Below are 24,862 nucleotides of genomic sequence, written 5' to 3'. Positions count from 1 at the left end.
ACGCTCAGACGCACCGCGCGTGGTGCAGATCAGTTCACGAAGACGAACGCACCGTTGGGAATCTGGGACGGCACGGACACGACGACGCCGTCGGCAGAGATTATCTGCCCGCCGGCCTTCTTGCCGAAGCTGGCAAGCTGGGTGCGCTCACGAATGTAGAAGCCGGCATCGAACGCCAGTGCATCCGGAAGGCTCGGCAGGTAGATGAATGCACGACCCCCAGAGACAAACAGCTGCATGCTTTCCTGCTTGCCATACCACTGTGGCAGGCCCAACGAAGCATCCGAGACAGCACCGGTGAACCCCGGATTCGCATCTCGGTACTGCTTTGCATAGGCCATGTAGACGGTCACATTCTCCGCGAGGCTCTGCACGCTGTGCTCGTACTTCGATTCGGCCGCATCCATCGTCATTGACATCGACATGCCAACCAAGGAGATCAGGAAGAACATCGTCAAAGCCATTCCGTACATTGGGGTCTCCTACCTCACGCAGATGGCGTAAGCGTTCACGCCCGTTTCGGTGTTTGCACCGCCACCAGACCGCACGCCCCACGCGTTGTACTCAGGGAATGGGCGCGATTCCTGGGGACCTTCCGGCGAGGAGGCCTTCTGCATGTACGCAGTGACATGTCCTCCGCCGCTGACCATGTAGCCTGCCGGGCATGTTGCATATACCCAGTAGTTGCCTTGGGATCGACTCGCACTCGTTACCGTCACAGCGGAGCTGAGGCCGCCCGCGCGTGTCCACACGCCACTCACGCAGTTGAGCGGTTCGCCGCTGGAGGTGGCGGCGATCAAGCCGTTCTCGGCGCAGCCGCCGCCTACGCTCGGTCTCCCGTTGGGCTTCAGGTATGTTCCTTCGACATTGCCGGCTGCAGTGATCTCCCCCGCCGAACTCAGCCTGGTTCCGGCCCTGATTTCACCAGGCGTGTGGATGTTCTTGCCGCCATAGGCGCGAATCCACGTGGAATCGGTCATGTGCCAGCCGCCACCATAGGTTTCGCTGTACCAGCCTGCACTCCCGCGGCTGCGGAACCAGCCGTTCGCGTAGTATTCATTGCCGTCGAAGCGGGGCGATGTGATCAGCTGATCGGAGTAAACGCCTCCACCGGTGCGGACGTCCCACACGTTGACGTAGGTGCCATTGAAGTTGTTGCCGCTGAACGTGTTTGCTGAGACCGTGCCAGTCGCCGTCATGTTGGGCGCCGTCACTCGCGATCGCGCGTTGATCGATCCATCGTTCATGATCGACAGCTGCTCGACGCCGCCAATGTTGAAGCGGAAATTGGCGCCGGTCGGCAGACCGAGAGTTTCGTACGGGTATGGGTCACCGTAGGTGTTGGCGCCAATGTAAATTGAGCCAAATAGGCCTTTCGTCGCACGCACCCACTTAACGTTATTGATGTCGTTATTGGCCATGTCGATGGCCGTGCTCATGCGGTTTAGCTCCGGCTTCCCTGCCACGTCGACTCGCGAGAGGAAGTCACCCGACGCACCGCCGTTCACTGCCGCCACGTCGTCATAGAACAACGCATATGCGAGCTTGCCCGGGCCCGGCGTTCCGCCGAACTCGGGCAATCCGCGTCGCCAGTTTCCACCAGGACCGCGAGCGTGCGAGGTGTCGGCCGGGTCAACATAGCCGGCCCCTCCCTTCGCAGCATTGGCGATGTGCACGAGGTCCAGACCGTCGAGATTGTCGCCACCGGTAGTGATCAGCATACCGTCCAGCTGTCCCGTCGTCGGCTCAACGAACCGCACCTGGAAAGTCTGCCCGTAGGCGTTGGTCGTACTGACGCCATTGGGAAGATACGCCGCCACCTGCGCTGCGGTGACCGTAACCGGTGCCCAGTTGCCTGCACCGGCGATCAAGGCATCCTTGTTCGCGTTGCGATAGGCCCTGGCCGCGCTGGCAACAATACGAAGCCATTCCCCTGTGTTGTCGTTTCGGCTGCGACGTGCGTCCCGCTCCAGCATCCCGGCTGCCAGTGATACGACGCCGATCGCGATGATCAGCGCAACAAGGAGCTCGATCAGGGTGAAGCCCCTCTGACGATTGCGATTCATTTCCACTGCTGTCTCCTGACCTGCTGCTCGATGTCTTCTTTCAAGCCGTCCATGTCGCCATTTCGCACCTTGCTGCGTATACCCGCCCCCGCCTGATCGTCCGGAGGCGGGACGAGCAGCGACTTGAACATCGCCTTGGCCTTCTGCGGCCCGTCTGGCTGACCGATGCGCTCGATGCGCTGGTGAACAACCCCGGCCAGGCCGGACGCAAGGAGGTCGGCAGCATTGCTCAATCCATCCTGGGTGGCCTCCGCCCAGGTCACAAGACGGCGCAGCCCATCACTAGGGTCCGTCCCATGGATGGTGGTAATCACCGTCATGCCGTTGATGCTCTGCGTCACAGCCTCCCGCGCAGTCTCCGCGCTTCTCACTTCGCCGATCAGCAAGGTGCTCACGCCCGAGCGCATGCCGTTGTGGATCTGCTCGGAATAGCTTCCATGCCGCTTGCTCACGGGAACCTGCAGGCACCGTCCCGGCCCGTGTAGACCATCAAGCATCGTCTCGGGCGGATCCTCCACTGCCAAAGCTCGCCCGCCCAGCGCGTGTAGGCGGGCCGAGAGCAATGACGCAGCCGAAGTCGTTTTGCCCGTGCCCTGCTCGCCCACGAAGATGATCAGGCCACGCGTCGATGACTGCATCAGAAACTGGATCACGTACGACGGTAGGCCTAGTCTGTCGAAGGGTCGAATCTCCGATGCGATCCTTCGCAGAACGAACACCGGCTCAGCGCGCAGGTCGTGCATGACCTGTACGCGACAGAGGGTGCCTGGCCCGGCCAACTCAATCGTGAATCGACTGTCGCCGGCGTGCTCATGCGCCTCCTGGCACGCCGCACGCAGCCTCTCCGCGGCCTCCCGAAGGCCTTCAGGCAGGTCCATGCGCGGCGCAAACGCACCGGCAAGCGGACTGTAGTCCGCGTACCGGGCGCCCAGGTACAGATCGACGAACGCCAGCTCTGCGAGCTCAGGTGCAATCATCGTAAGCGCTGCGTCAGGTCGAAGCCGAGAACGCGATGCTGTTGGCGTTCCCAGAGGCGTTGCACCCCGTGGTCGCCTGGGCAGCAGTCACCGCGCCGCCGATGTCGGCTCCGGCATTGATCGAGGTGCTGAGCATCGTCTTCGACAGCTTGATCGCATGCTCGATGCAGGCATCCTGCGGGATGGCCGAGGTGGTAACCGTGTACCCGTTGCCGGTGCTCACGACCGTGAGGCTGCCACCCCACTGGTTCTGCAGGGTGGTTCCGGAAACCGTCACCGACGAGGGTACGGCCTTGAGCGCGATCAACGAAGGAACCAGGTTCGTACCGGTCGCACCATAGCTGCCATTCGTGCGCAAGGTCTTGGTTCCAGCGATGATGCCACTGAGTCCCTGCGCGTCGGAGTTGATGTCGCTCTTGCTCATGGTCGACGAGATGGCGCCGACCGCAACGGCCAGGATGACCAGACCGATGACGATACCGATGGAAAGCTCGATCAGCGTCAGACCGGCCTGCTTGCGAGCGAACGAGTAGTTGCGATTCCTGGACATGCGTGTAGCTCCTGTTTCTCAGCGTTGGGTGGATTGTTCGATTGCGCTCTGAATCTCGGCGGTAGATGAAACAATCATCACGGCCGTACCGCCGACGGCCATGAGGGCGACTATGAAGAACAGGCGCATCATGGCCTGCACGCGTGCGACGGTTTCGTCCGCCCACTCGATGGAGAAGTTCTGCAGGCTTTCCTCAAAGCCTGAGTTGCCAGCTAACAGCAGAAGAAGGCGGACCGCCTTTCGATCCGGAAACTCCATCTCGCAGTCGTCCAGAGCCTCCCCCAGGTTGCGGCCACGCTGAATACCTTGGATGACGGCGCCGATGCGCTCCTGCATGTAGGGGTTGGCCGTCTGATAGAGCTGGTTGAGCGCATCCAGGAGCTTGATTCCGCTCTGCACCATCACCGCGACGTTCAGGAGGAAAGAGGAGCCATTGCTTGCGCGATACACCGACCACGGTGGAAAGCGATCGAGGCGGACCCGGGTCTTGCCCGTCAGGTTCGGCATTGACCAGGCGACCCATCCACCAGCCACAACGATGGCTATTGCTGCGTACAGGCCGTAGCCCATAAGCAGGCTCGACATGACGTGTAGCCAATAGGCAGGACCGCTAAGCGTCTCCAGGTCGATCGCCCTCGCCAGGGTAGGCATGAGACGCGTGGCCACGATGTAGAGCATCGTGATCAGCAGCCCCGTCAAGACGACCGGGTAAGCTGCGCCGCTGAGGACGGCATTGCGGATCGCCGTCTTCCGCTTGATGTTGTCGATCGCATCGCGGAACGCCTCGCGCAGTCTCCCTGAGCGCTCACCAGCCTGGATGATCGACGCCTCTTCCGCTGAGATGTACCGGGCGAACGCCTTGCTCAGCGGCTGGCCCTCGCGGATGACAGTTCGCGCCTCGGCGAGGAATATGCTCGCCGCGCTTCGCTGCTTTCCGCCATTGCTGTACACCTCATAGAGCTTGTCCAGCGCATTGATCAGCTGAACCTTGTTCTCAAGCAGCATGGCTAGAGTGGTGTAGATCTGGGCACGCACATCCGGCGCGAGCATCCAGCGCACGTAGCGCTCGTGAAGCATGGATCTGTCAATCATCGTACCGACTCGCTGAGGTTTGGAGGTCAGCGTCGAGCAGCCCGACGGCCGCCTCCGCATGGATTGGATCGATGAGTCCTTCTTCGACCCGTTTGATCAGGTGACGCGTCTTGGTGATCCCGCCCTGCGCCATCCATTGCGCACGCGCCTCCGCCTTGCCCTTCTTCCTGTAGGTCCTGAAGAGATCGAGATTGGTTTCCACCAACTCCGCAAGCAGAGTCCTTCCGCCGGCTCCTGTCCCGCGACACACTTTGCAGCCGATGGCTACATGGACTTTGGTGGTATCGCAGGTGGCTTCCACGCGAGCGGCAGTGCCAGCGTCATAGCTACCGGGGCGGTCCTTCCAGGCGACCTTGCAGTGCGGGCACAGTGTGGGCGCCAGGCTCTGGCTGCCCAGCAGACCCAAGATCGCAGGATCCATCACGAGGCCTTGGTCCACGCCGAGCTCAAGTAGCCGCTGCACGATGGCGAACGAGTCGTTCGCGTGCAGGGTGGTCCACACCGAGTGGCCGGTCATTGCTGCCTGGAATGCTGCCTCTGCGGAATGCTCGTCGCGCATCTCGCCAATGCCGATGACGTCGGGATCCAGCCGCATCGAATTCTTGATCGACGCCCACCAGTCCGGCTCGTTGTTGCTGTCGCGATCCACCGGAGTATGGTTTACCCCTTCGATAATCGTCTCCGGTGGATCCTCGATCGTGAGGATATGGAGTTGATTTGCGAAGTGAGCGACCTGTAGCTCGAAGACCGCCGACAGCGTCGTGCTCTTCCCGCTGCCGGTAGGACCGGAGAGGATACTGATGCCCACGCGCCGCTGCGCCATTCGACGCATCAATGCCACTTGCTCGGGCAGGTACCCCAGCTCGTCCAGGGATCGACGCTTGCCGCCGTAAAGCAAGCGAAGAATGCCGATCTGGCCGCGGTCGGTGGGGCGCGTCGCGGTGCGGATGCCGTGAAGGCCTGCCGCCGACAGGAAGCGCTGGTCCACGCGACCGTCCTGCGGTTTGCCTTCGTTATAGACTGCGTCGCCGGCCGAATCGAGCATCGACAGATAGATGGTCGACAGCAGGCCCCGCACCTCGTCGGCCTCCATCTCGTTGCCCTTGATCGTCTCCAGAAGGCCGTTGATGCGATAGCGAATCTCGCCAATCTCGCGCTTGATGATGAAATGCATGTCACTCGCACCCATGCGAGCGGCCTGCATGACCAGCTGGATGACCTTCTGCTGGCGATCGCTCTCCGACGCCTGCGCAACTACTTTGACTGACGACCTGATCGCCGCGTTCTGGTAATGCTCCCGCAGCTCGGAGAGGCTGACGTGCTCAACGGCATAGGGAAACCGGGCTTGGCGAAGTCCGGCCTCATACTGCTGCACCAGGGGCGTCAGCCGCTGCCCGTCCAAGACCAGCAAGCGGCCATCGGCCAGGAGACACAGCTTTCCCTGTGTGGCCGGATCCGCAGGAAACCTCCCGCCAGCCTGGCTCTCCACGCGCACGTACTCGGTCTTCGACTGCCCTCCTACGAGAGACATTGATGGCTGAGCAGGCGGGTTGCTCGCCTGCTGAGTTGCGACTTGCACAGTGCTTGAGAGAGCGCTCATAGAATTTACTTGGCCGGTGCAGGAGCTGGCAGCGGAAGGTACGGGCTAGCGATCGGGGTCACGCCGCGCACAGCGGCGGTGGGCTCGGACTGCGGAGCAGGCGCTTGCAGCGAGAACGGAATGCGATGCCGTTTTCCGCCGGCCGCCTGCAGATCCACGCCGCCCTGATCAAACGCGATCACCTTGAATCCGCCCGGGAGGTGATCGCCGACCTTGCCCTCAGCCATTCCGCCGTTGGAGTACAGGAACTCCACGTATCGAGTGCCGTTGGCACCGAATAGACCGCGCGCCGCGGGAAGCTGCGCTTCCGCGCTCTTGGTCACGGCTTGTGCGCCCGAATCTACAGCGCCACTTGCTGGCGCGTTGAGCTCCGTGAGTTCCTGGGCGGCCTTCGCCTTTGCCGCCTGCGCTCGCATCATCAGGGTTTCGCCTTGGACTGCGTCCAGCTCCGCCACGGACGGCACAACGGCCTGGCTGATGCCAGGTGCTGCTGCCAGCAGCAGCACTGCGGCCATCTTCATGAAGTTAGCGACCATAGATTTCTCCGGTGATATTCCAAGTGAGTTGGGCGTCGTCGTGGTTGAGCTCTACTGCGATCTCGCGAATGCGCATTCCATCCTCGGTAACCGGCGCGAGAAGCTGGTTAGGACTGAGCAGCGTCTTGACCTGGAACGTGGTGGTCTTCCAGTCCGGCGCTGGCGCATCCGGCTTCTCGGCCGGGGGCGTCCACGGAACCTCGCTCATCTGGAACTGGGTCCCTGACGCCTCGGACGCCTGTTGCATGGTGTTGGTGAAGTTCTGCAGTGCGAGAGTCGTGCTCTGCAGCTGATCGGCCGCCTTGGCTTCCAGACTGAGCGCCTGCGCAAACACCGCGGAGGTCCCCATGTCATACATTGCAGGCGGGCTGAACCCGGCGCCGACAGCCGCCTCGGTGAATGCATTGACAGTGGTCCCATGCTCCGGCCGTTCAAATGTGGCTGCAGCGCCCTTGGCGTTACAGGTCCCCTTGGCGAAGACCCAGCCCCCGAGCGAAAGGGGGATCCTGGCCCAGTATTCCTGGCATGCAGCGAGCAGGGCGATAGGCCCGGGCTCGCTCTCCCAAGGCTTGGCGATGACTGCGACCTCCTGCGCTGCCTTCTGCTGCTCCATGGCCAGTCGAAGCGCGGTCGCTTCCGCCGTGCGCTGCTGCTCCTTCCTTCGCTCCCAGTGCACATAGCCCAGGGCAGCGCCGATCAACAGCACGCATGCCAGGCAGATCAGCGCGATCTCCCGAATCGTCAAACCGAACGTGAGCGGATGGAGCCGGTACTTCCGCAGATCCATCTTGGGAGGCAGTAGCTCCTCCAAGCTCATGTGCTTGGCGGGATAGTCCCAATCCTCCGGCGCTACGATGACACCGGTTTTGGTCCACTTCTCTTCCGTGGATTCGGTGGAGAGCAACTGGAAGACGTCGTTGAAGTCGACTTCCACAGTGGCTCGATCCGCCACGATGTCTCGCCCCGCCATGACGACGCCGTTGTGCACGGCAACGAATGCGTAACGGTCCGCCGAGAGCTCGAACACCGCGAGGAAGTTCTGACCCAGCGTCGGGTTGCCCGAGAGGGCCGCCGCCAGGGAGTACATGCCACGCATTTTCTTGTTGGGCGACTTTGGCGCAAAGCCAGCCTGCGCAGCGGCGCCAGCCGTAACCGGCACCTCGCGGATTGCCACCATGTCCATGTTGCGCTGCTTGCCAATGCGGCGCGCTTCATCCATGAAATTGTGTGGCTTGGTGAGAGCAACCCACGTGAGGCCGCTCACGAAGCTCCTTCCGTTTACTTCGATGGTCGTAAGCGCTGCAGCGTCAGAGAACGGAGTCATCGGTCAGCCCTGGATGATCGGCGTGATCAGCACGACGATGACCTCACGACCATGCGTTGCACGGCGCCCGCCACCGAAGAGCCAGTTTCGCGGGCTGCCCACTCCGGATTTGTCGCTCCGATTGGCGGTCTGATCAAACCCGCTGAGGATCAACGTTTCGCCACTACGCAGCTTCACCTTCTGCGAGAAGGTACGGCTGGCAACCTCCGGGATCTCGATCAGGTTGGTTTCGTCGCCGATGCTACGGATGGTGGGTGGCGCGGCCATCTGCATCGAGAACTGCAGCAGAACCGTTTCCGCATCCGGAAGCACGTAGGGCAACAGATTCATGTTGAAACCGGTGGTAACCGTCCCCGGGGTCCGGCTGGTCTGCGCGAAGTCGCTCGAACCACCGCTGATGGTCGTTTGCGTCTGGGCCACGTAACCGGTTTGCGTCGCAACCTGCACCGGCACTGGCTCCAAGTTGAGCGTGGTCACGCTGGGCTGCGTGACCATCGAAACAACGCCCTGCTTCGCGAGTGCATTCACAACCAGGTTCGAGCCGCTGAACCGGCTGCTTCCCTGCAGGATGCTGACAGAGCCGGAGACAGCATCCGCACTGTTCTGGAAGCCGTTGGTAAGCCCCAGGCCATACTCCTGGGCCAGGTTGGTATAGATCAGGTCCCACTTGATCCCGAGCTCATCGGAATCATTCAGCTGGACGGAGACCACCTTGATGTTGAGGAGAACTTGCGTCGTTGCATTCGCGTTGAGCTCGTCGACGAGCAGGGCGATCCGATCAAGGACCTCCGGGGTATCGGTCACCGTGAGCGTGGCGTTCGACTTGGAAAAGAACGCCCTGCCCTTGCCCCTGGTCAGCATCGATTCCACGCTGCGGGTGAGGTCTTCCGCAGGTGACGTGGTCAGCGAGACCGTCGTCGACTGCTTGGTGCCCGCTTCACCGCTCACGCCGCCAGAGGCGCCGGCACTAGCACCACCGGCCCCCATCGCTCCACCCGACGTGCCCATGGCCGTTGTCGTCCCTGAGGTGACAGTGCTTTGCACGTCGGTGGCCGTCGGGATCGAGAACACGCGGAAGATGCGCGTATCAAGGTGATAGATGGTCACTCCGCCGTCGCTGTACTTCCAGGACAAGCCGAAGCGTGCCGCGATCGCGTTGAGCAGGCCCGACACGTCTCCCTTGTAGAAGATCGAGATTTGGTCCGCACGCGGGCCATAGTTGAGCGATGCCGTCGGGCCGATAGCGCCACCCATAGACGGTACAAGCGGGAGCGGCGGCAGTGGTGCCGCGCCGGCGTCACCGGACGAGTTGGCTGAGCCGCTTCCAGCACTGCTCAGCGCGTCGATCGCATCCGGGGTGATACGTACCTGAAAGCCACAGTCCTTGTTGATCTTCTGGCTTACCTCCAGCAAGGTGACCGGACCGCCCGGACGAAATTCGATGTCGCAGCGCATCGGCAGGCTGGCCGCTCGCTCGATCCGCTTGGGCTTGGGCGGTACATAGTCGGCGTTGTCGATCACCTGGAATGCCGACGGCGCCGGATTGCCCGTCCGGATTGATTCCAGCAGCGCATCGGCTTCGCCAATGCTCGAACGCGCTTCGCGCTCGGTTTCCGGTGCTGTGTGGAAGGTGCTGCAGCTTGCCAGCAGCACCGTAGCGAGGGCCGTTACAGCGGCGTTGCGAAAGCGGTGCATGTGGTTACTCCGTAATGACGATGATGTTCTGACGCGGGTATGCCGAGACTCGGAGCGGACGATCCCGATCTCCTTCGGCCTTCATGTATGGCGCATACAGCTGCCGCAGGGCCTTGAGGAAGTCTTCCTGCGAACGTACAGCGATGGTTTCGTAGTCGGCCCCGTTCTTCAGGTTCCAGTACACCGTCCAGCCTGCACTTGCAGCCCAGCGCTCAGTAGTAAGGCGCAGCGACTCACCATGGTTCGCAACCCACTCACGGGTCTGGGCGGGCGCTGCCTTTGCTGTTGCCGCGCCGCTTGCGGCGCCAGGAGCGGACATCGATGGTGACTTCGGACTATGAGGCGCAGCGCTGACCGCGCTGGCCACCTGGGTGGCTGCTTTCTTCTCGGGCACGGTCACGACCACGCTCGATCGGTCCCAGTCCAGGTCGACATAGGTCCCGGTCGACGTCGCCACTGCGGCCAGGACATCCGTCCATGGCTTGCCGCCGCTCCAGCTGGCTACGCGCGCCGTCGCCGCACCCTTCGGCGCGACTTCGGTATGCCATCCCTTCGGCACGATCTGCTGCAGGACCAGAGCGATGGGGAGATCACGACCGAACCCGTGGCGCACGTCCCGCTCTCGCGGAAGTCCGCTCTCCTTCACCACAGGCCGTCCAGTCGAGAAGCCGAACTGATCCTCCGCCGCAATCGCTGGCGTCGCTGCCGGCGTCGGGCGTGCGGCCTTCGGTTGGACTTGGTCCACCACGCGAAATCCTGCGTAGCTCGCCCACGAGGTGGCCATAAGCGTGATCGCAAGGGTGGTCGCCGCGAGCTTCGATTGGTTCTTCGTGTTCATTTTCCTTCCTGTCCTGCCGTCGACCGACCCAGCAAGTTGGTAACCAGACTCAGTCCCCTACCGGCGGGAACCTCTCTGACGTCGCGGCCCTCACCACGTGGTTTGGTCTGTCCTTCAGCTTGTCCTGCCTCCACTACGACACTCGCTTCCGGGGGCAGATCAGCGTCGCTTCCTTCGTCGATATCACCTGCGGGAGCCTGGAATGCGCCAGCGTGTCTCCGACCAAGCTTCTCCAACAGATCGCGGATATCGATTGGCTGAGGCTGCATCAGTGCCGCACCAACGAGCACACACCGAGCCACGAACTCACCCGCAGCCTTGTGCCCAAGCACGCCCAGGACTTCGTCGTAAGTGGCGAGGAACATTGATTCGTGCGGCCCCCGATGCAGAGTGAACTGGAGACGGCGCGTCGCCTTGCCCTCATTCCTCTCGGCATGTGTTCGCGTGTCGCGCTCGATGCGGTCCTGGTTCACAGCCCCTCCCTGATCGCGAGCAGGCCGAACTTCAGCATCCCTCGCGCATTGCTCGCCTCGGGATTGATCGGGCAATACGGATCTCGCACACCGAGAGCCCCGAGTGCCTTGGTGAGGAAGGCACCGCCCAGGCCACTGACGACCACCTTGAACTTCTTCGATTCGTCGCCGGCCTGAACCTGATCGACCCAAGCTGCGGCGTGCCTGCCCAGGTCGCCAAACGCCGACACCAGCGTCTCCACGCAGGACCAGGCGTCACCCCGATAGTGGTACTGGCCATGACGCAATGCCTCGACCACAGCGCCGAGATGGACACCTCCACAGTTGTGCGCTACCTGGATCTCATTCCTCAGCAGGCGAGCTGCTCGCGCCCAGCCGATCGGGATCTCCATGTAGGTGGAATCGATCAGGGCTTGGGTAGTGGCATCGAACCCTGCAATTGACGTCGCATTCATAGCGACGTCCACAACCAGCACACGCTCCGCTTCGACAGCTTCACTGCGAACTTCAGCATCGTCACTCAGCGCCCAGTCCATGAAGGCACAGACCGTGCGCGGGAGGACGCGAACCTGTCCCACAGACGTAGTGGCGCTTAGCTGACCACGTGCGTCGAGTACCGGAATTGAAAGCGAGTTCTCGACCTCCAGCACATCGTCACGCGCAGCGCCCCCCTCGTCGAAGTACGCTCCCATCGCCATGCCCGTCACGAGCATGGCCTGTGCAGCACCTGGTGGCATCGATCTTGCCAGCTCGGCAACTACGCGAACGCGGTACTCCGCCGAAGTCAGAGCATCCGGTGATGCCTCCAGCTCTGCGCGATGGATGAGGAAGGGGCGCCCCTCCGTGGAGTACGCATGCACGGATCCGGCGACGCATTCGATCGCCCTGACATATGAGACGGTGCTATGGCGCGGGCCACTATCGGTCCGGCACGAGAACGTGACCACCGAATCGAGGTCCATCGCTATGCAGGCGGGCCCTGGGGCATCCATCACAGGCGCTCCTGCCTCTTGCCCCACCACGGCTGTCCGAGCTTCACGGATCCACCTGCAATCGCTCTCAAGCGCCTGAGAGCGAACCGAACGCTGTAGCCCATGCGCTCTAGCACACCGAAGACTACGAAGCACGTCACTGCCACGCCGAAGGTCCACCAGCGCAGGTGCAAGAGCATCAAGATCAGGGGGAAGCCGGCGAGCGCATCGAAGACCCACAGGCGCGTGGTTTCGGCGGAGTCACGCCAGACGTTAGGCCGCGGCATCCAGTGCCTCCGTGGGTTCGCGGCTGGGTGAGCTGATGCCGAGATCAGCCTTCATCAGGTCGGCCTGGATTGGGTCGATCCTGCCTTGCTCTACCAAGCAATCGGCGTGCTTCCACATCGGAGTTCCCGCCTCGCGGACAAGATCTGCAGCGAAGTTCGGCAGATTGCTGATATTCCGCGCCACCACTGATAGCAACGCCTTCCGCACTTCTCGATCCAGAACGAGCGTTTCGCGGACGGCCACGCGGCGACCGTCCAGAGACGGCAGCAGCTTCTGGCAGATGATCAGACGCGAGGCTTCGATCAGGCTGCCGAGCTCCGAAGCAACCTCGTGCGACGGCAACGACTGCATCATGCGCAGGAATACACCGCCAACTGAGTTGGCATGCACCGTCGTGTAGAGCGCGTGCCCTGTCTGCGCGGCCAGATTGGATGCCTTGATCGTCGCAGCGTCACGCGACTCGCCGATGATGATCCGATCAGGGTCGCATCGAAGGAAGTTCGGAATGGCTGCGGCGAACGATGGCAGATTCTGCGGTACTGCCGACTGGGTGATCGTCGAGGTGCAGTTCGGGTGTGCCAGGACCCGTGCGTAGGTGAACTCGATGGGGGCGGATGCCTCCATGATGTTCTCGTGGGCGTCAGGGTCTTCGAGCTTGTTTCGGATGACGCCTGCCATCAGGGTGCTCTTGCCCGAACCCGTTGCACCACAGATCAGCACCAGGCCTTCGTCCGGGTACAACGCATTGACCAGGTTCGCACCGAGCTCGTCGGCCGGCAGTTGGGGAGGCATGTCCGGCAGTTCGCGCAGGGTGAACTTCAGGCCAGTCCCGCCGCGCACTTCGCAACCGGTACCGTTCCAGCGGAAGCGAAGTCCCGTGTCGCGATCGAGCTTCAGCACATAGGCATTGTCCAGGGGCTTGCCCGACCGGATCTCCAGCTCGCCGTTATCTCCCTCGTAGAGCACCCGGCAGATCTCGGACATTTCGGCGTCCTCCAGCCGACGCCGGGTCACCGCGTGCATCTGGCCATGGATTCGCATCAGCACCTTGCTGGCGCTCTGCAAGTGGATGTCCGAGGCCTCGATGCGCTTGGCATGCACGAGCAGGCGATCGAACTCTTCCCGGCCGAAGCGGCTCGGCTCGCGATCGAACAGGAATTGGCCTTCAGTCATGTGCGCCACCCTCCCCCGCCGCCGTCGGCCGAGCCGGGAGGATCGGGGCATTCCACCGGTCCGACCGGGTCTCCAGTTGGGGCTTGGCGACGATCCGTAGGACGCGATCGTTGATGGCGATCTTGTTGCCGTCGCCGGTCACGCCCATGCGGGCCTCCGACACGAACGGCTTGCTGACCATGTTCCGGTACAGCAGTGAGCGGTAGAGGACCATGCCCTTGAAGTCCCGGTTGAGCCGGGCCAGCTCGGATTGGAATACCAGTTCCGCCTGCTTCTCGCCCGCCTCCCAGCCTGCGGCGACCTGCGCCTGCCAGAACTTGCGCTCTGCGTCGTTGCGCGGCGTCATCACCGGATCCGGCTTGTAGGTCGTCGGCGTCAGCGCATTGCCGCGCACCAGGTAGTCGCGCCAGCTCGGCGTGGCCGTTGCGAACTTGGCCTGTATCACGATCTCGAACGTCGTGTCGGCCAAGCGCAGAGTGCTGTCGTCGGGAGCGCGGACCACATCACGCGCTTCGACCAGCACCGGGGGCACCACGTTGTTGTCCAGGATCAGGCCCTGGAAGTTGTAGACCTGGTCCAGACGCGGAGCCTGCTCCTTGATGCTCTGCTCGATCTCGTAGGAGCGACGCTGGAACCCGGCCTGGGTTCCCACCTGAAGAGCGACGGCCTTCAGGGCGGACAGGCGAAGCTCGCTGACGTCTTTGTCCAGACGCTGCTCGATCGCAACCGTGTCCCGGCCGGCCAGGACGTCGTCCAGGGTCGGGGGCGCGTCAAAGGCCAGCATCGCGGTAGCTCAGTTCGACGACCTTGTTGCCCGGGAAGATCGTGATGTCTGCCCGGCTGCCGGCTTGGTAGCCCAAGTTGCGCAGGTGGTCAGAGATCGAAGCCGGCTGGTTGTCCAGACGCACCAGCACCGGGATGACCGGGGTACGGCCCAGCACGCGGGTCGTGTACCCGGCCTCCTTCGACAGCTTGCGGACCGCTGCTTCGATCGGACCATCCCACGGGATGGAGATCATCTGCACCATGTCCGGGACCTGCGTGTAAGCCTTCGGCTGGTCAGGCATCTGCCGCATTCGGTCGTACTGCTCGACCTCCGCCAGGCGCGTCAGCGCGGTCGAAATTTCGGAGGCAGACTTCTCGATTGCCTCGACGGTGGGGTCATGCGGCGCTGTGACCGGGGCTTTGGTCGCACAGCCGGCCAGGAGGGCCGCCACCATGCACGTCGCTACTCGTTTCATCAGCCGTCTCGTTACGGTCGGGTGGCAATGCGCGATACGTGTATCGCAGTTGTCCCTATCCTATAACGAAAGTGACGGCTGGTCTATTGCTGCCTATTGTTCGCGATCGTGGGCTCCCCTGCGCCAGGTCGGCCACAGATCCCAACGGCGCCCCGACGTGGACATCGCCGCTCGCGGCGACCGGTGTACAGGGTGATGGACAAGCCGTGGACACGTGCCGATGCCCACCCCTTGCCCACGAGCCTGAACACGCTTGACCACCTCGCCAGCAGCCCCACCGTTTCACGATCTATAAGTATGAGTAAGCAGAGCAGACGGGAATGGCCCGACCGCCCTATCACCAACGCCCTTACGCCCCAAATTTGGGGGCGCATCAGGCCGACCACCCTCCCCGGCCCACCTGGAAGCGGACGCAAACCCCCGGATATCACGCTGAGGCCCCAATTTCTGGGGCGCAACAAACGATTTCAAATCACATCATGTGATTTCGTTTCAGGTGATTTCACAGCACACAACGGACAGCACCGTTCTCCAACCACTCCGCCCCAGGTGGCCAAACTATGGTGTTCGAGCCATCCGAGCGCAGGCGCAGGCGATATCCACACACCCAAAGCATTAGTGGGACAGTTATTATCTGTCCCACTAATGTACAGATGGCCAAACACCCCGCATGTCCGCCACCCAACGAAGCCGATCTGCGAGAACCGAACACTTCTACGCCATCACATTCGCGTCGCTGCGCGCCCAAGCGGCCCATGCAACAGGCGCCCAAGCACCCGAACACGTTGCCCCGATTACCCTGGTCGAGCACCTGATCAAGCGAAAGCCCGACCTCGCAAAGCGCACATGGCAAACATACAAGTCGGCCGTTCGCGCCCAGCTTGAGCACGCCGCGGGCCAAGCACCCAGCCTGCAAGACGCCCAAGAGATCCAGTACGCCATCCAGATCCTGGACAGCGAAGGCCAGGCCGGAGCTCTGCGGCGGACAAACCGGACATCCGCCCGCAAGGCCAAGCAGATCCAGGACGCGGACCTGCAGGCTATCTACGACCACCTGCAGAAGCTGTCCGCCAACGAGCTGGAGATGCGTGGGCCGCGGTCTGCGTCGGCCCGCGCCCTGCTGACCTGGTGCCAGGCCACCTCCCTGGTCGGGGTACGACCAGGGGAGTGGCTGCACGCCGATCGCATCACCCTCCCCGGAGGGGAGCCCGCCCTGCTGGTGCAGAACGCCAAGAACACGCACGGGCGGGGCAACGGGAAGACCCGGACCCTGAAGCTCGGGGCGCTGAGCCCCGAGCAACTGGAATCGATAGAGCAAATGCTGGAGCTGGTCGACGGGCACCGGGATGCCGAGAGCTTTGCCCGGCTCACCGAGACGCTGCGCAAGACGCTACGCCGGATCGCCCAGCGCGTCCTTGGCAAGCGCCGGTCCTACCCGGCGCTCTACAGCTTCCGCCACCAGTTCGCCGCCGACGCCAAGAGCGCGGGCGACGGAACGGCGACGGTGGCCGCCCTTCTGGGCCAGGCTTCTGACGAGACGGCCATCCGGAACTACGCCCCTGCCCGGGTCGGTCGCGGCCGCGTCCTGGTCCAGCCCCTCCCGGAAGAGGTCGCCACGGTTCGCCTGAAGGCCAAGCCCAAGCCCTTCAGTCGTCCAAAATGATTTCAAATCACGTGATTTGATTGCACTGCATGTGCGCCCCCAATTTTGGGGTCGCAGTGCGTGTGTCCCAGCACAGCTCACGCTCGCCCGAGCTGACCGAGAAGTCGCAGCCGCACCACTGAGTCACGGCCGGGTGCGAAGCAAGCACCCGGCCGGCGATGCCCCAAGGCTGCCGCTGAGGCGCGAAAGCCTGGTCGCCCAAGAGTGGCCGCAAGCGCCGGCGCCCCAAAAGTGAAATCACGTGATTTCACTTACCACGCCCTAACCTGCGCCCCCAAAATTGGGGGCTAAGTGCGACGCCCGCCGAACGGCGCAGTGCTTTGGATGCTGCGAACGACGGCCACAGCGATCGCACGTCATCGAGCGAGTCGGAACGAAGCGCATCCGCGTGCCCTCGCCTAGAGCCCCACCGGGGGGCCCCGCGGTTCGCGCTGCAGAGCCGCGGCTGCGCCGGATCACCAGGGCGCGAATGCGCAGGACTCGATAGTGATTTGATGTGATTTCAATTCACTCAATGCCGCCCCCAAAATTGGGGGCTAAGTGCAGTGTATGGCCGCCCGGCGGCTCGTTGGGCAGGCGTAAGCCGGGAATGCACTTCGCATTGTGAGTGCATTCGAGGCCACTGCGGGCTCCTGGCACCCTCGGCAAGTCGGAGCGCGAGGACGATCAATCGCACTGCATTCGTCCTGCGAAACGCCACACTGCGCCCGATTTCTTGCCACGTGGCAAGGATACTGGACTCTGAAGCGCCATTTCGCTTAGCATCCTTGCCACGTGGCAAGGAATAGAGCCAGTGGCAAAGATCCCAACCCCCCTCTCCATCCCCGCTTCCTCGATCTGGCTCCCCGACCCTGACGCGGCCGAAGGCGGCTTCGTGCCCGCACAGCGGCGTGTCGTCGCCCGCCGCTGTGGTTCGGCCACCTGGGAGCTGCTGTGGGGCCGCGGAGCCCTGCAGGCGGGCTCTGCGGCGCTTCTGGAGGCTTGGGTGGTGGAATGCTCCGACACGGACGCCAAGGCGCTCCAAGGGGCGGACACGGGCCCTACGGTGGACTGGGTGACCGCCGCGGAGGTCTGTGCCCTGCTCCGCGCCGCTGGCCTGCCTAACCTCGTGGTCGCCGGATTGCTGTGCACCACCCCGGCAAACGTCAGCCGCTTGACCCGTCTCAGCGATTCGTGCGACCTGATCCGTCAATGCATCCGGCGTGGCCACCTCACGCCGGGACATGGGCGAATCTTGGCGGCGCTCCCCCGGGAACAACAGGAGCACTGGACGCGCCAGGCGCTCGGGCACCGATGGTCGGTGCGGAGCCTGGAGGCTGCACTGGCGGACGCGAAGTCTGGGCTCACGCGGCAGGCAGCTCCGGACACGAGCCGGTTCCTCGATCGGCTGGGCGAGGCGCTGGGGACACGAGCGGAGCTGACCGGAGGCCACCTGCGACTCGCGTGCTACAGCGCCGAAGAGGCCAAGGGCTTGATGGAGCGGCTTGCCCAGGGTCCGGAGGTCCAATGCCTGCCCGCCTCCGCCGCGATGTGGTTGAGCGTGCCCGCACCGGACTACGACCAGCTATACGCCCTTACGGGACACCTTGTACCCAGCGAATAGCATTGAAATCACATCATGTGATTTCACATCAGAAAGCCGGGCACCCCATGCCGATCGCCCTCTCCAGTTCGAGCTCTTCCTGCTCCTGGCTCTTGCGGGCCCGCTGGATCAGCTCTGCAACGGGCGCCTGCAGCAGGCCTTCGACGAGCTCGACAGAAACGGGCTTGTGTGCGATCACCTGCCCGCCAACTACCTTCCTGGCGGTGAAGGCACTCGCGCCGATCACCGCGCTGAGCTCCTCGAACTGCTGATCCATCAGGGTCAGGTCCAGAAAGCCAGCAACGCCCAACGCCAGCTCTGTCCGGCCAACCTGGTCGGCAAAGGCCAAAGTGATGAACCCCCTGAACGGGATCGTCTCGCTGAGCATTGATACGGCCAGGTGCACTGTGGGAGTGGAGGGTGCGATTGTACCGCGGACGTGCTTCACCAAAAAGTGAAATCACGTGATTTGATGTGATTTGATGTGTAAGGGAATGCCCCACAAATTGGGGCACCCCTTTGCATACGGCGTGGCATCACCCCGAATCTCGGACCGAACATGGATCTTCGACCGCCTTCAGGGGACGCGGTGCCGAGCCGATCTACCCTCCAGGCGGCTTGGCCTCTCAGGCTGCCCCAAATTCAGGGGCGCTCGCGCGCCGAGAGGTGATTTGATGTGATTTCAAATCACCCCCGCATGCAGACAGCACCCCAATCAAGGGGGCGCTAGGCACTGATGTGAAATCACATCGTTTGAAATCACATCACTAACTCCAGGGGCGCAGGATCCCCACATCACACCGTGCGAACCCCGGGCGAGGCGCCCCCAATTTCTGGGGCGGAGTAAAGTGATTTCAAATCACATCATGTCGCAACGGGAGGGGACGGTGGCCGCTGAGGCCCCAATTCCGGGGGCGGAGCATTCTGATTTGAAATCACATGATTTCAAATCACATTATATGGCGCCGCCCAATCCGAGGGCAGGGGTCGACGCCGAACCAGGCGAGTGGGGAGGCCACCACGCCCGTAATGTCAAATCACATGATGTGATTTGACATCACCTCTGCGTCGCAAACGAGAAAGGGCGCCCGGAGGCGCCCTTGTTTCGGACCCGCATGCAACCCGCTCAATCCCTGCCGGTGAACACCACGTCCTCGCCAGTAAGGAGCTTGACGTCGGCAGCCATGCCTTTCTGGATGAGCTCCAACATGTAGAGGTGACGGGACTTGGTGCCCGGCTTGTTCAGCACGAGCCAGTTCAGGGTCGCCAGCTCCTTCTCGGTCATCCGCATCTGGTGTGCCGGGCTGCGGCGCTTGTCATCCAGGCCTTCCCACGGAAGCTGATCTGCAGGAGCAGCCGCGGCACGGGCAGAGGGAGTGGAGGAGCCTGCCGACCCGTCGGCGCGGCGATCAGCCCCCGCGGCGAAATTCGCGGCGGCAACGGCAGCCTCAGCGGTCATCTGGGGGGCGCCGCCCATCTGGGGCGGCATACGCACAGCGGGGGAGGGCTTAGCCATTGTCGTAGATCTCCGAGAACAACTTGTTGAACTCATCCATGGCCTTTCCGTCATCACCCTCGATGACGCTTTTGCCGGCCGTGGCGGTCGTGCGGTACGAGCGCCGGTCGTGCAGCTCGGTCTGCATCAGCGTGAAGTTCTGGAAGTCCTTGACGACCTCCGATGCCATCTCGCTGTCCTTGCTGTGGACGTTGGTGGAGCCGCGGTTGATCAGGATCCTCACGTCCAATGGAGCGTGGAACGTGGCACGGACGGCCTGCACCTGCTCGACCAGATTGTCGATCTGCCTCAACGTCCACACGTCGAACGAGGAGGCCTGGATCGGCACGATCATCACGTTCGCCACGACCATCGCCGACCGGAGCTCGACCGAGTCGCGGCCGCCGGCGTCGACCACCAGGTATTCGTAGCGGGTGGCTAGGTCGGTCAGATCCTTGGCCACACTCTTGCCTTGCTTCTGGATCGACGTCACCCGGGGCTCGATCTGGGCTTCATCCCTGTAGTACGCCCACATCGTGGCCGTGCCCTGCGGGTCCGTGTCCACCAGCAGGACGTCCTTGCCTTGCTTGGCCAGGCACACGGCGATGTTGGCCGCGATCGTGGTCTTGCCGGTGCCACCCTTTTCGCCGCCGACGAGTACGATCTTGGGAGCTGCCTTTGCGTGCTGCTCGTCGCGCCCCTGCACCTGGTCCTGCTGCTGCTGGTCCTGTTCCACGCGCCCCTCCTTTTAAATGTCGGTCACCGACCTCGTAGGTGCAATGAAATCACATCATTGCACGTGATGTCAAATCACATCATGTGATTTCATGTTAAATCACATCGCCCCACTGGTTGGGGCGCAACGAGCCCATAGGCCCGAAGTTCGGCATCATGTAGGGCAGTCCAGGGGCAAAGACCCCATATCTGGTGGCGATCGGCCTGATCTGCGCATTCCTCGCCCCAATTTTGGTGGCAATACCCCCCCAATTTCGGGGGCAACGACCGCCGCTTGCGCCCCAATGTCGGGGGCGGTTCGCCCCAATTCCAGGGGCACAACTCCATTTTTCTTTTTGCAAATCAAGCGCTTAGCGTGGCCTAAACAGAAGCAAACGCTCTTTCTCTAAACAAGAAGACAACAACAGGCAACGCCCCAGGTATTGGGGCAAGTTGCAAAGCGGTCTGTCTGTCTGTTTTCATTCGTTTCACTTTCGTTGGTGCAAACCCAACCCGGCCCAGCCATGACAGACCCACTCCAGCGCGGAATTTCACGGCTAAGGGATGTCGATCGCTATCAGCGCCGCGAGACAGTCGGCGTCAACCAGGGCGAACTGATCGGGCTCGGTTTCTCGGAGATGCCGCAGGTCCCAACGATCCCGCTGAAGAAGGCCACGCCTGCGGTCCACAGCGGCAACAGCCTCACCGCTCTGCAGCGCAAGGTCTTCAATGCCCTGGTGTTGCGCGCCTACGACGATCTGCCAAGAGCTGAGGTAAAGGTCCATCGCATCCCCATGCAGGACCTGATGACGATCGTGGGCTTCAACTCGAAGAACACCGCGGCGCTCAAAGGCTCAATGCGCGAGTTGATGACCACTACGATCGAGTGGAGCATCATTCCGGAACGCGGCGCCGAGGTATGGGAGGCGTGTACGGCCCTTGCGGCCGTCGCCTTCCGCGACGGTATCTGCTTCTACGAGTTCTCCCAGTTGCTGCGCGAGAAGCTGCATCATCCACACCGGTATGCGTACCTTGACCTGGCGGAGATGCGGCCGCTGACGTCTTCGCCTGCAGTTGCGCTCTACGAGAACGCGGTGCGCTTCAAGAAGCTCGGGTTCACACCGTGGTACCCGATCGCGACCTGGCGCACATTGCTGGGTGCAACCGCCGAGACTTACGACGACTGGCGCCGCTTCAGGGAAAAGGTGATCGTTCCCGCGGTGGAACAGGTGTCGGAGCACACGAGCATCAGCCCGTCACCCGAGATCATGCACGATCGCCGAAAAGTGGTTGCGATGCGCTTTGCGCTCGGCGGCCCCGATGGTTCCGAAGCTCAGATGGAAGACGGCGAGCAGGGCAACGAGGCTGCTGCGCTTCCGGCGGATGCCCCGGTCTTGCTGGTGCGGCTGGTTAACGACTTCATGCTTACCGCGGACCAGGCTGCTGAGTCGGTCAAGCGGCACGGCGACGAGAAGGTCACCATCGTGGCGGACTACGTTGCCCAGCGCTTTGCGCTAGGTAAGGTCGAATCGAGCAAGCTGGCACCGTACTTCCTGACGTGCCTGCAGGGGTGGAAGCAGGACACCCGGCAAGAGTCGAGCCTGGTGGTCAAACGGCGTGAGCATGAAGAGGCAAAGCGCAAGAGTGCGCAGGAGGCCCACCGCCTCCAGGAGCTCACAGACGCGTTCGCCCCCATGTATCGAGGGGTGTCCATGCAGGTGTTCCAGCAGTTGCCGGCTGACGAGCGCCGTCAGCTCGAAAGCGACTTTGAAATGCGCCTGAGCGCTGACAACAGCCCAATGCTGGCCAAGTGGCAGCAGGCGCCAGGCGATACCGTCTGCCAGGCGTTGTTCCGTAACTTCCTCGCGGAGCGGTTGCTGCCCCCGAAGAAGCAGCTGCAAGAACTGTGGATCTCCTTGAACGGCGATTCGGCAGAATTCATGGCTCAGGTCGAAACCCTTGCTTCCGAGCGGGCCGAGCCCGTCGCTGCTCTCGCCGTTTAACCCCCGCCAACCATACTGCGCTGCAAGGCGTTTGACTTTGGTTTGCGTATAGGCCCGTCGCCCGCCATACTGGCAGCAAGTCACGACGCAGGCCATTGCCATGCAGACCCTACCGCTTTACCCGGTGTCCCAGACTAAGGTCGGTGCCTTGGTGGGCGCGCTCGCGGCGCCCGCTGCGGCCAATCCAACCGTGCCGAAGCTAGATCTTTCCGAGCTCCCGTCGCCGCCCCCGGCCCGCCCCCGGCCGCGCTGATCCTGGAGACGCTCATGGACGCTCGTGCTAACCGCTTCGAGATCTATACCTTCAGCGGCTCGATCCAAGGGCAGGGGAGCGGCGCCAAGCGCCGCGGCTTCGCGCGTGCTGCCAGCCATCAGCAGGTCATCGAAACGATGGCCGGTTGGGGCTTTGCCGTCCAGGCGGTGTCGGGTGCGGCTGAGCTGCGGGAGTCGATCGAGGTCATGGAGCTCATTGCCGCCCGGAGCGATGAGGTGCCCGCCAGCGACTTCATCAATCTGCTGACCGGTCGCGAAGGCCCGTATCGTCCAGACGAAGTTTTCGCCATCAGTGGCCGCGGGGTAGGGCAGTCCAGCGTGCTCGGCGGCTATGTCGTCGCGGCCCACGAAGATGAGCTGGTGGCGGCTCTGCTCAACCTGGGCTTCGAGGTCCAGGCGCACCTGTCGCTCCAGCAAGCAGCGGCCGTGCTGGCCGAGATGGACGGCCTCGAACCGGGTGATGAGGGGCTGGTCGACCTGGAAGAGCACGCATCCGTGCATTGAGCCGGCTTTCCCGCTGGCCATAAACCTCGGCAGGGGTCGCCTGCCGGGAGGCACAACCCATCAGGGACTTCCCGGGGCCGTTGACACGGCCCCCTATTAATGGCTATTGTCTTTTCCTATACTGCAACGAAAGTTAACAGGGAAAGAATAATGGCGGTTGAGAGTCCACGAGCGGCCGAGTCGGATTCGCTGAAAGCTGCCAGCCTGCTCATGCAGGCAGCCGGGCTGGAGAAGGCGGCCTTCTATAAGCACTGGTTCGGCAAGCTGATCATGGCCATCGTGCTGATGATCCTGCTCCTCGGCGGCTTGGGTGGTGTCGTCGCCTATCAGGGCTACCTGCTCGCCCAAGGCAAGCGCGAATACTTCACCGTCGACAACAACGGTCGGATTGCACCCATCCAGGCTGTCTCCGACCCGGTGGTCAGCCAGGGCCAGCTGCTGGAGCGCTTCAAGGTCTGCGTTAGCCAGGCTAATGACTACAACTTCGTGGACTACCAGAAGCGCCTTGGTGAGGCGCAGGAATGCTTCACGGAGAACGGCTGGGAGCAGTTCGCAGCAGCCCTGACCCGATCGGGTGCACTGACCCAGGTCCGCGAGCAGCGACTGATCGTCTCCTCGGTGGCGACCGGCCCTGCTGTCGTCGTGCGCCGCGGCGTGCGCAAGGGCGTGTTCACCTGGGAAGTGCAGATGCCGATCCAGCTCACCTATCAGGGTGGCGCGGACGGCAAGAGCATGGCGACCCAGCGCCAAATCGTCACCGCCATGCTTGAGCGAACCAACGAGAACAAGTCGTCCGTCGGCATCGCCCAGTACGTGGTGCAGGAGCAGTGACCATGTTGCGTCTGACCTGCAGCTCATGCGCCTTGATGCTTCTGCTGGTGATCGGCCACGCCAACGGCCAGCAGATCCCCACCCCCGGTTCTGCGCCTACGAGCGCAGCGCCGGCGCCAGCCCAGCCTTCGTCACAGGTCCCGGCGGTAGCGGCGGAGATTCCCGCTCTGCCTCCGCTGCCGGACGTCGGTCAAGAGTCATTCCGAAGACTGCGGGAGGATGTAGCGCCTCTGTCGCCGCAACAGATTCGTGAGATGGGTCAGGCAATGGAGCAGGCCGAAAGAGCCGCTGCTGCGCAACCGCGCTACACGCCCAAAGTCGTTTCATCCTCCGTGGTGGCGAACCTGGCACCGGGCGCTACCCCTCCGGTCGTGCGGCTGTTCGTGAACCATGTCACGCCAGTGGTTTTCATGGACCAGCTCGGGAATCCACTGAGCATCCGCAACGTAGATCTCGGCGCTCCGGATAGCTTCACCCTGACGCACGCCGCCAACGCGGATGGCACCACCAACTTCTTCTCGCTCTCGCCCAAGACGATCTACGCCAGCGGCAACATCGTCGTAAGCCTGGATGGGGTGTCCGTTCCGGTGGTGCTCACCCTGATCTCTGGCCAGCGCGAAGTGGATTCGCGCGTGGACGTGCGCGTGAAAGGCGTGACGGCGAAGGGTGTTGTCCAAGCCGTGGGGTTGCCCGCGGCGGCCGGCAGCGAAACACTCACGATGCTCGCCGGCATGACGCCCGATGGGTCGCGCCCGCTCACTACCAGCAGTGGGGCGGTGCAGGCCTGGGCGATGAACGATCGCTTTTACGTCCGGACGCCGGCTGAAACGCCCCTGCTGTCGCCGGCGTTCATCGACATGGTCAAGGCGCCCGATGGGTCGGCCGTCTATGTGATCCCACCGACTCCCGTTGTCGTGGTTATGGCAGGTCCGAGCAACGAGACCGCCAACGTGACTCTGTCCGGATACTGAGA

The 24,862-nt window shown here is 62.8% G+C and carries 25 protein-coding genes; 6 read left to right on the top strand and 19 right to left on the bottom strand.

What is annotated here, in order from left to right; all coding sequences use genetic code 11:
* Window positions 1-29: 29 nt before the first annotated feature.
* From pilM to CSC66_RS09450, 16 genes are all read right to left on the bottom strand, one after another.
* Window positions 30-452: a type IV pilus biogenesis protein PilM gene (gene pilM / locus CSC66_RS09520; RefSeq protein ID WP_162377168.1), complete on the bottom strand. Its 423-nt coding sequence runs from the start codon at window positions 450-452 to the stop codon at window positions 30-32.
* A gap of 30 nt (window positions 453-482) precedes the next feature.
* Complete coding sequence (gene pilV / locus CSC66_RS09515) at window positions 483-2,066, bottom strand: shufflon system plasmid conjugative transfer pilus tip adhesin PilV (protein ID WP_162377167.1); 1,584 nt, start codon at window positions 2,064-2,066, stop codon at window positions 483-485.
* Window positions 2,063-3,043, bottom strand: a complete 981-nt coding sequence (locus tag CSC66_RS09510; protein WP_162377166.1) for an ATPase, T2SS/T4P/T4SS family — start codon at window positions 3,041-3,043, stop codon at window positions 2,063-2,065. Before CSC66_RS09510 ends, pilV begins: the two co-directional genes overlap by 4 nt.
* A 13-nt stretch (window positions 3,044-3,056) precedes the next feature.
* Window positions 3,057-3,593 carry a type 4 pilus major pilin gene (locus tag CSC66_RS09505; protein ID WP_162377202.1) on the bottom strand — a complete coding sequence of 179 codons (537 nt, stop codon included), beginning with the start codon at window positions 3,591-3,593 and terminating at the stop codon, window positions 3,057-3,059.
* Between the two features lie 18 nt (window positions 3,594-3,611).
* Window positions 3,612-4,643 (bottom strand): type II secretion system F family protein, encoded by a 1,032-nt coding sequence (locus CSC66_RS09500; RefSeq protein WP_238394353.1) that lies wholly within the window; start codon window positions 4,641-4,643, stop codon window positions 3,612-3,614.
* A 34-nt stretch (window positions 4,644-4,677) separates the two neighbouring features.
* Complete coding sequence (locus CSC66_RS09495; RefSeq protein WP_162377164.1) at window positions 4,678-6,096, bottom strand: GspE/PulE family protein; 1,419 nt, start codon at window positions 6,094-6,096, stop codon at window positions 4,678-4,680.
* A gap of 194 nt (window positions 6,097-6,290) precedes the next feature.
* Window positions 6,291-6,821, bottom strand: coding sequence for a type IV pilus biogenesis protein PilP (gene pilP / locus CSC66_RS09490; RefSeq protein WP_162377163.1), 531 nt, complete (start codon window positions 6,819-6,821; stop codon window positions 6,291-6,293).
* Window positions 6,811-8,085, bottom strand: a complete 1,275-nt coding sequence (gene pilO2 / locus CSC66_RS09485) for a type 4b pilus protein PilO2 (RefSeq protein WP_162377162.1) — start codon at window positions 8,083-8,085, stop codon at window positions 6,811-6,813. Before pilO2 ends, pilP begins: the two co-directional genes overlap by 11 nt.
* A 63-nt stretch (window positions 8,086-8,148) precedes the next feature.
* Window positions 8,149-9,840: a PilN family type IVB pilus formation outer membrane protein gene (gene pilN / locus CSC66_RS09480; protein ID WP_162377161.1), complete on the bottom strand. Its 1,692-nt coding sequence runs from the start codon at window positions 9,838-9,840 to the stop codon at window positions 8,149-8,151.
* A gap of 4 nt (window positions 9,841-9,844) precedes the next feature.
* Window positions 9,845-10,678 (bottom strand): TcpQ domain-containing protein, encoded by an 834-nt coding sequence (locus CSC66_RS09475; RefSeq protein WP_162377160.1) that lies wholly within the window; start codon window positions 10,676-10,678, stop codon window positions 9,845-9,847.
* Window positions 10,675-11,151: a hypothetical protein gene (locus tag CSC66_RS09470; protein WP_162377159.1), complete on the bottom strand. Its 477-nt coding sequence runs from the start codon at window positions 11,149-11,151 to the stop codon at window positions 10,675-10,677. Before CSC66_RS09470 ends, CSC66_RS09475 begins: the two co-directional genes overlap by 4 nt.
* Window positions 11,148-12,113 carry a hypothetical protein gene (locus CSC66_RS09465; protein ID WP_162377158.1) on the bottom strand — a complete coding sequence of 322 codons (966 nt, stop codon included), beginning with the start codon at window positions 12,111-12,113 and terminating at the stop codon, window positions 11,148-11,150. Before CSC66_RS09465 ends, CSC66_RS09470 begins: the two co-directional genes overlap by 4 nt.
* Before the next feature lie 29 nt (window positions 12,114-12,142).
* Entirely contained in the window at window positions 12,143-12,409 is a 267-nt protein-coding gene (icmT, locus tag CSC66_RS17815) for an IcmT/TraK family protein (RefSeq protein ID WP_202935621.1), read from the bottom strand.
* A complete protein-coding gene (locus CSC66_RS09460; protein ID WP_162377157.1) occupies window positions 12,396-13,583 on the bottom strand; it encodes an ATPase, T2SS/T4P/T4SS family in 1,188 nt (395 codons plus the stop codon). Before CSC66_RS09460 ends, icmT begins: the two co-directional genes overlap by 14 nt.
* Window positions 13,576-14,367, bottom strand: coding sequence for a type IV secretory system conjugative DNA transfer family protein (locus CSC66_RS09455; RefSeq protein WP_162377156.1), 792 nt, complete (start codon window positions 14,365-14,367; stop codon window positions 13,576-13,578). Before CSC66_RS09455 ends, CSC66_RS09460 begins: the two co-directional genes overlap by 8 nt.
* Window positions 14,354-14,824 (bottom strand): DotD/TraH family lipoprotein, encoded by a 471-nt coding sequence (locus CSC66_RS09450; protein WP_162377155.1) that lies wholly within the window; start codon window positions 14,822-14,824, stop codon window positions 14,354-14,356. The genes CSC66_RS09455 and CSC66_RS09450 overlap by 14 nt, the downstream gene beginning before the upstream one ends.
* Window positions 14,825-15,494: 670 nt before the next feature.
* Between CSC66_RS09450 and CSC66_RS09445 the strand changes: the two genes are divergently transcribed.
* Complete coding sequence (locus tag CSC66_RS09445) at window positions 15,495-16,487, top strand: site-specific integrase (RefSeq protein ID WP_162377154.1); 993 nt, start codon at window positions 15,495-15,497, stop codon at window positions 16,485-16,487.
* Between the two features lie 793 nt (window positions 16,488-17,280).
* Window positions 17,281-18,090 (top strand): ParB/RepB/Spo0J family partition protein, encoded by an 810-nt coding sequence (locus tag CSC66_RS09440; protein ID WP_162377153.1) that lies wholly within the window; start codon window positions 17,281-17,283, stop codon window positions 18,088-18,090.
* Between the two features lie 28 nt (window positions 18,091-18,118).
* On the opposite strand, the gene CSC66_RS09435 is transcribed toward CSC66_RS09440, so the two are convergent.
* The 3 genes from CSC66_RS09435 to CSC66_RS09425 form a co-directional block, all read right to left on the bottom strand.
* A complete protein-coding gene (locus CSC66_RS09435) occupies window positions 18,119-18,457 on the bottom strand; it encodes a hypothetical protein (protein ID WP_162377152.1) in 339 nt (112 codons plus the stop codon).
* Window positions 18,458-19,195: 738 nt separating this feature from the next.
* A complete protein-coding gene (locus tag CSC66_RS09430) occupies window positions 19,196-19,528 on the bottom strand; it encodes a hypothetical protein (protein ID WP_162377151.1) in 333 nt (110 codons plus the stop codon).
* Between the two features lie 49 nt (window positions 19,529-19,577).
* On the bottom strand, window positions 19,578-20,300 hold the full coding sequence (locus CSC66_RS09425) for an AAA family ATPase (RefSeq protein ID WP_162377150.1): 723 nt from the start codon (window positions 20,298-20,300) through the stop codon (window positions 19,578-19,580).
* A 502-nt stretch (window positions 20,301-20,802) separates the two neighbouring features.
* Between CSC66_RS09425 and CSC66_RS09420 the strand changes: the two genes are divergently transcribed.
* The 4 genes from CSC66_RS09420 (at window position 20,803) to CSC66_RS09405 (ending at window position 24,860) form a co-directional block, all read left to right on the top strand.
* Complete coding sequence (locus CSC66_RS09420) at window positions 20,803-22,281, top strand: replication initiation protein (protein WP_162377149.1); 1,479 nt, start codon at window positions 20,803-20,805, stop codon at window positions 22,279-22,281.
* A gap of 267 nt (window positions 22,282-22,548) precedes the next feature.
* Window positions 22,549-23,058 carry a hypothetical protein gene (locus tag CSC66_RS09415; RefSeq protein WP_162377148.1) on the top strand — a complete coding sequence of 170 codons (510 nt, stop codon included), beginning with the start codon at window positions 22,549-22,551 and terminating at the stop codon, window positions 23,056-23,058.
* A gap of 150 nt (window positions 23,059-23,208) precedes the next feature.
* Window positions 23,209-23,889 (top strand): DotI/IcmL/TraM family protein, encoded by a 681-nt coding sequence (locus CSC66_RS09410; protein WP_162377147.1) that lies wholly within the window; start codon window positions 23,209-23,211, stop codon window positions 23,887-23,889.
* A 2-nt stretch (window positions 23,890-23,891) separates the two neighbouring features.
* Window positions 23,892-24,860 carry a DotH/IcmK family type IV secretion protein gene (locus CSC66_RS09405; protein WP_162377146.1) on the top strand — a complete coding sequence of 323 codons (969 nt, stop codon included), beginning with the start codon at window positions 23,892-23,894 and terminating at the stop codon, window positions 24,858-24,860.
* The last annotated feature ends 2 nt before the right edge of the window (window positions 24,861-24,862 follow it).

This window comes from Pseudoxanthomonas kaohsiungensis (assembly GCF_010211765.1).
GTDB classification, from domain to species: domain Bacteria; phylum Pseudomonadota; class Gammaproteobacteria; order Xanthomonadales; family Xanthomonadaceae; genus Pseudoxanthomonas; species Pseudoxanthomonas kaohsiungensis.
The sequence above is the reverse complement of the archived record's forward strand: the minus strand, read 5'-3'. Positions and strand labels throughout refer to the sequence as shown.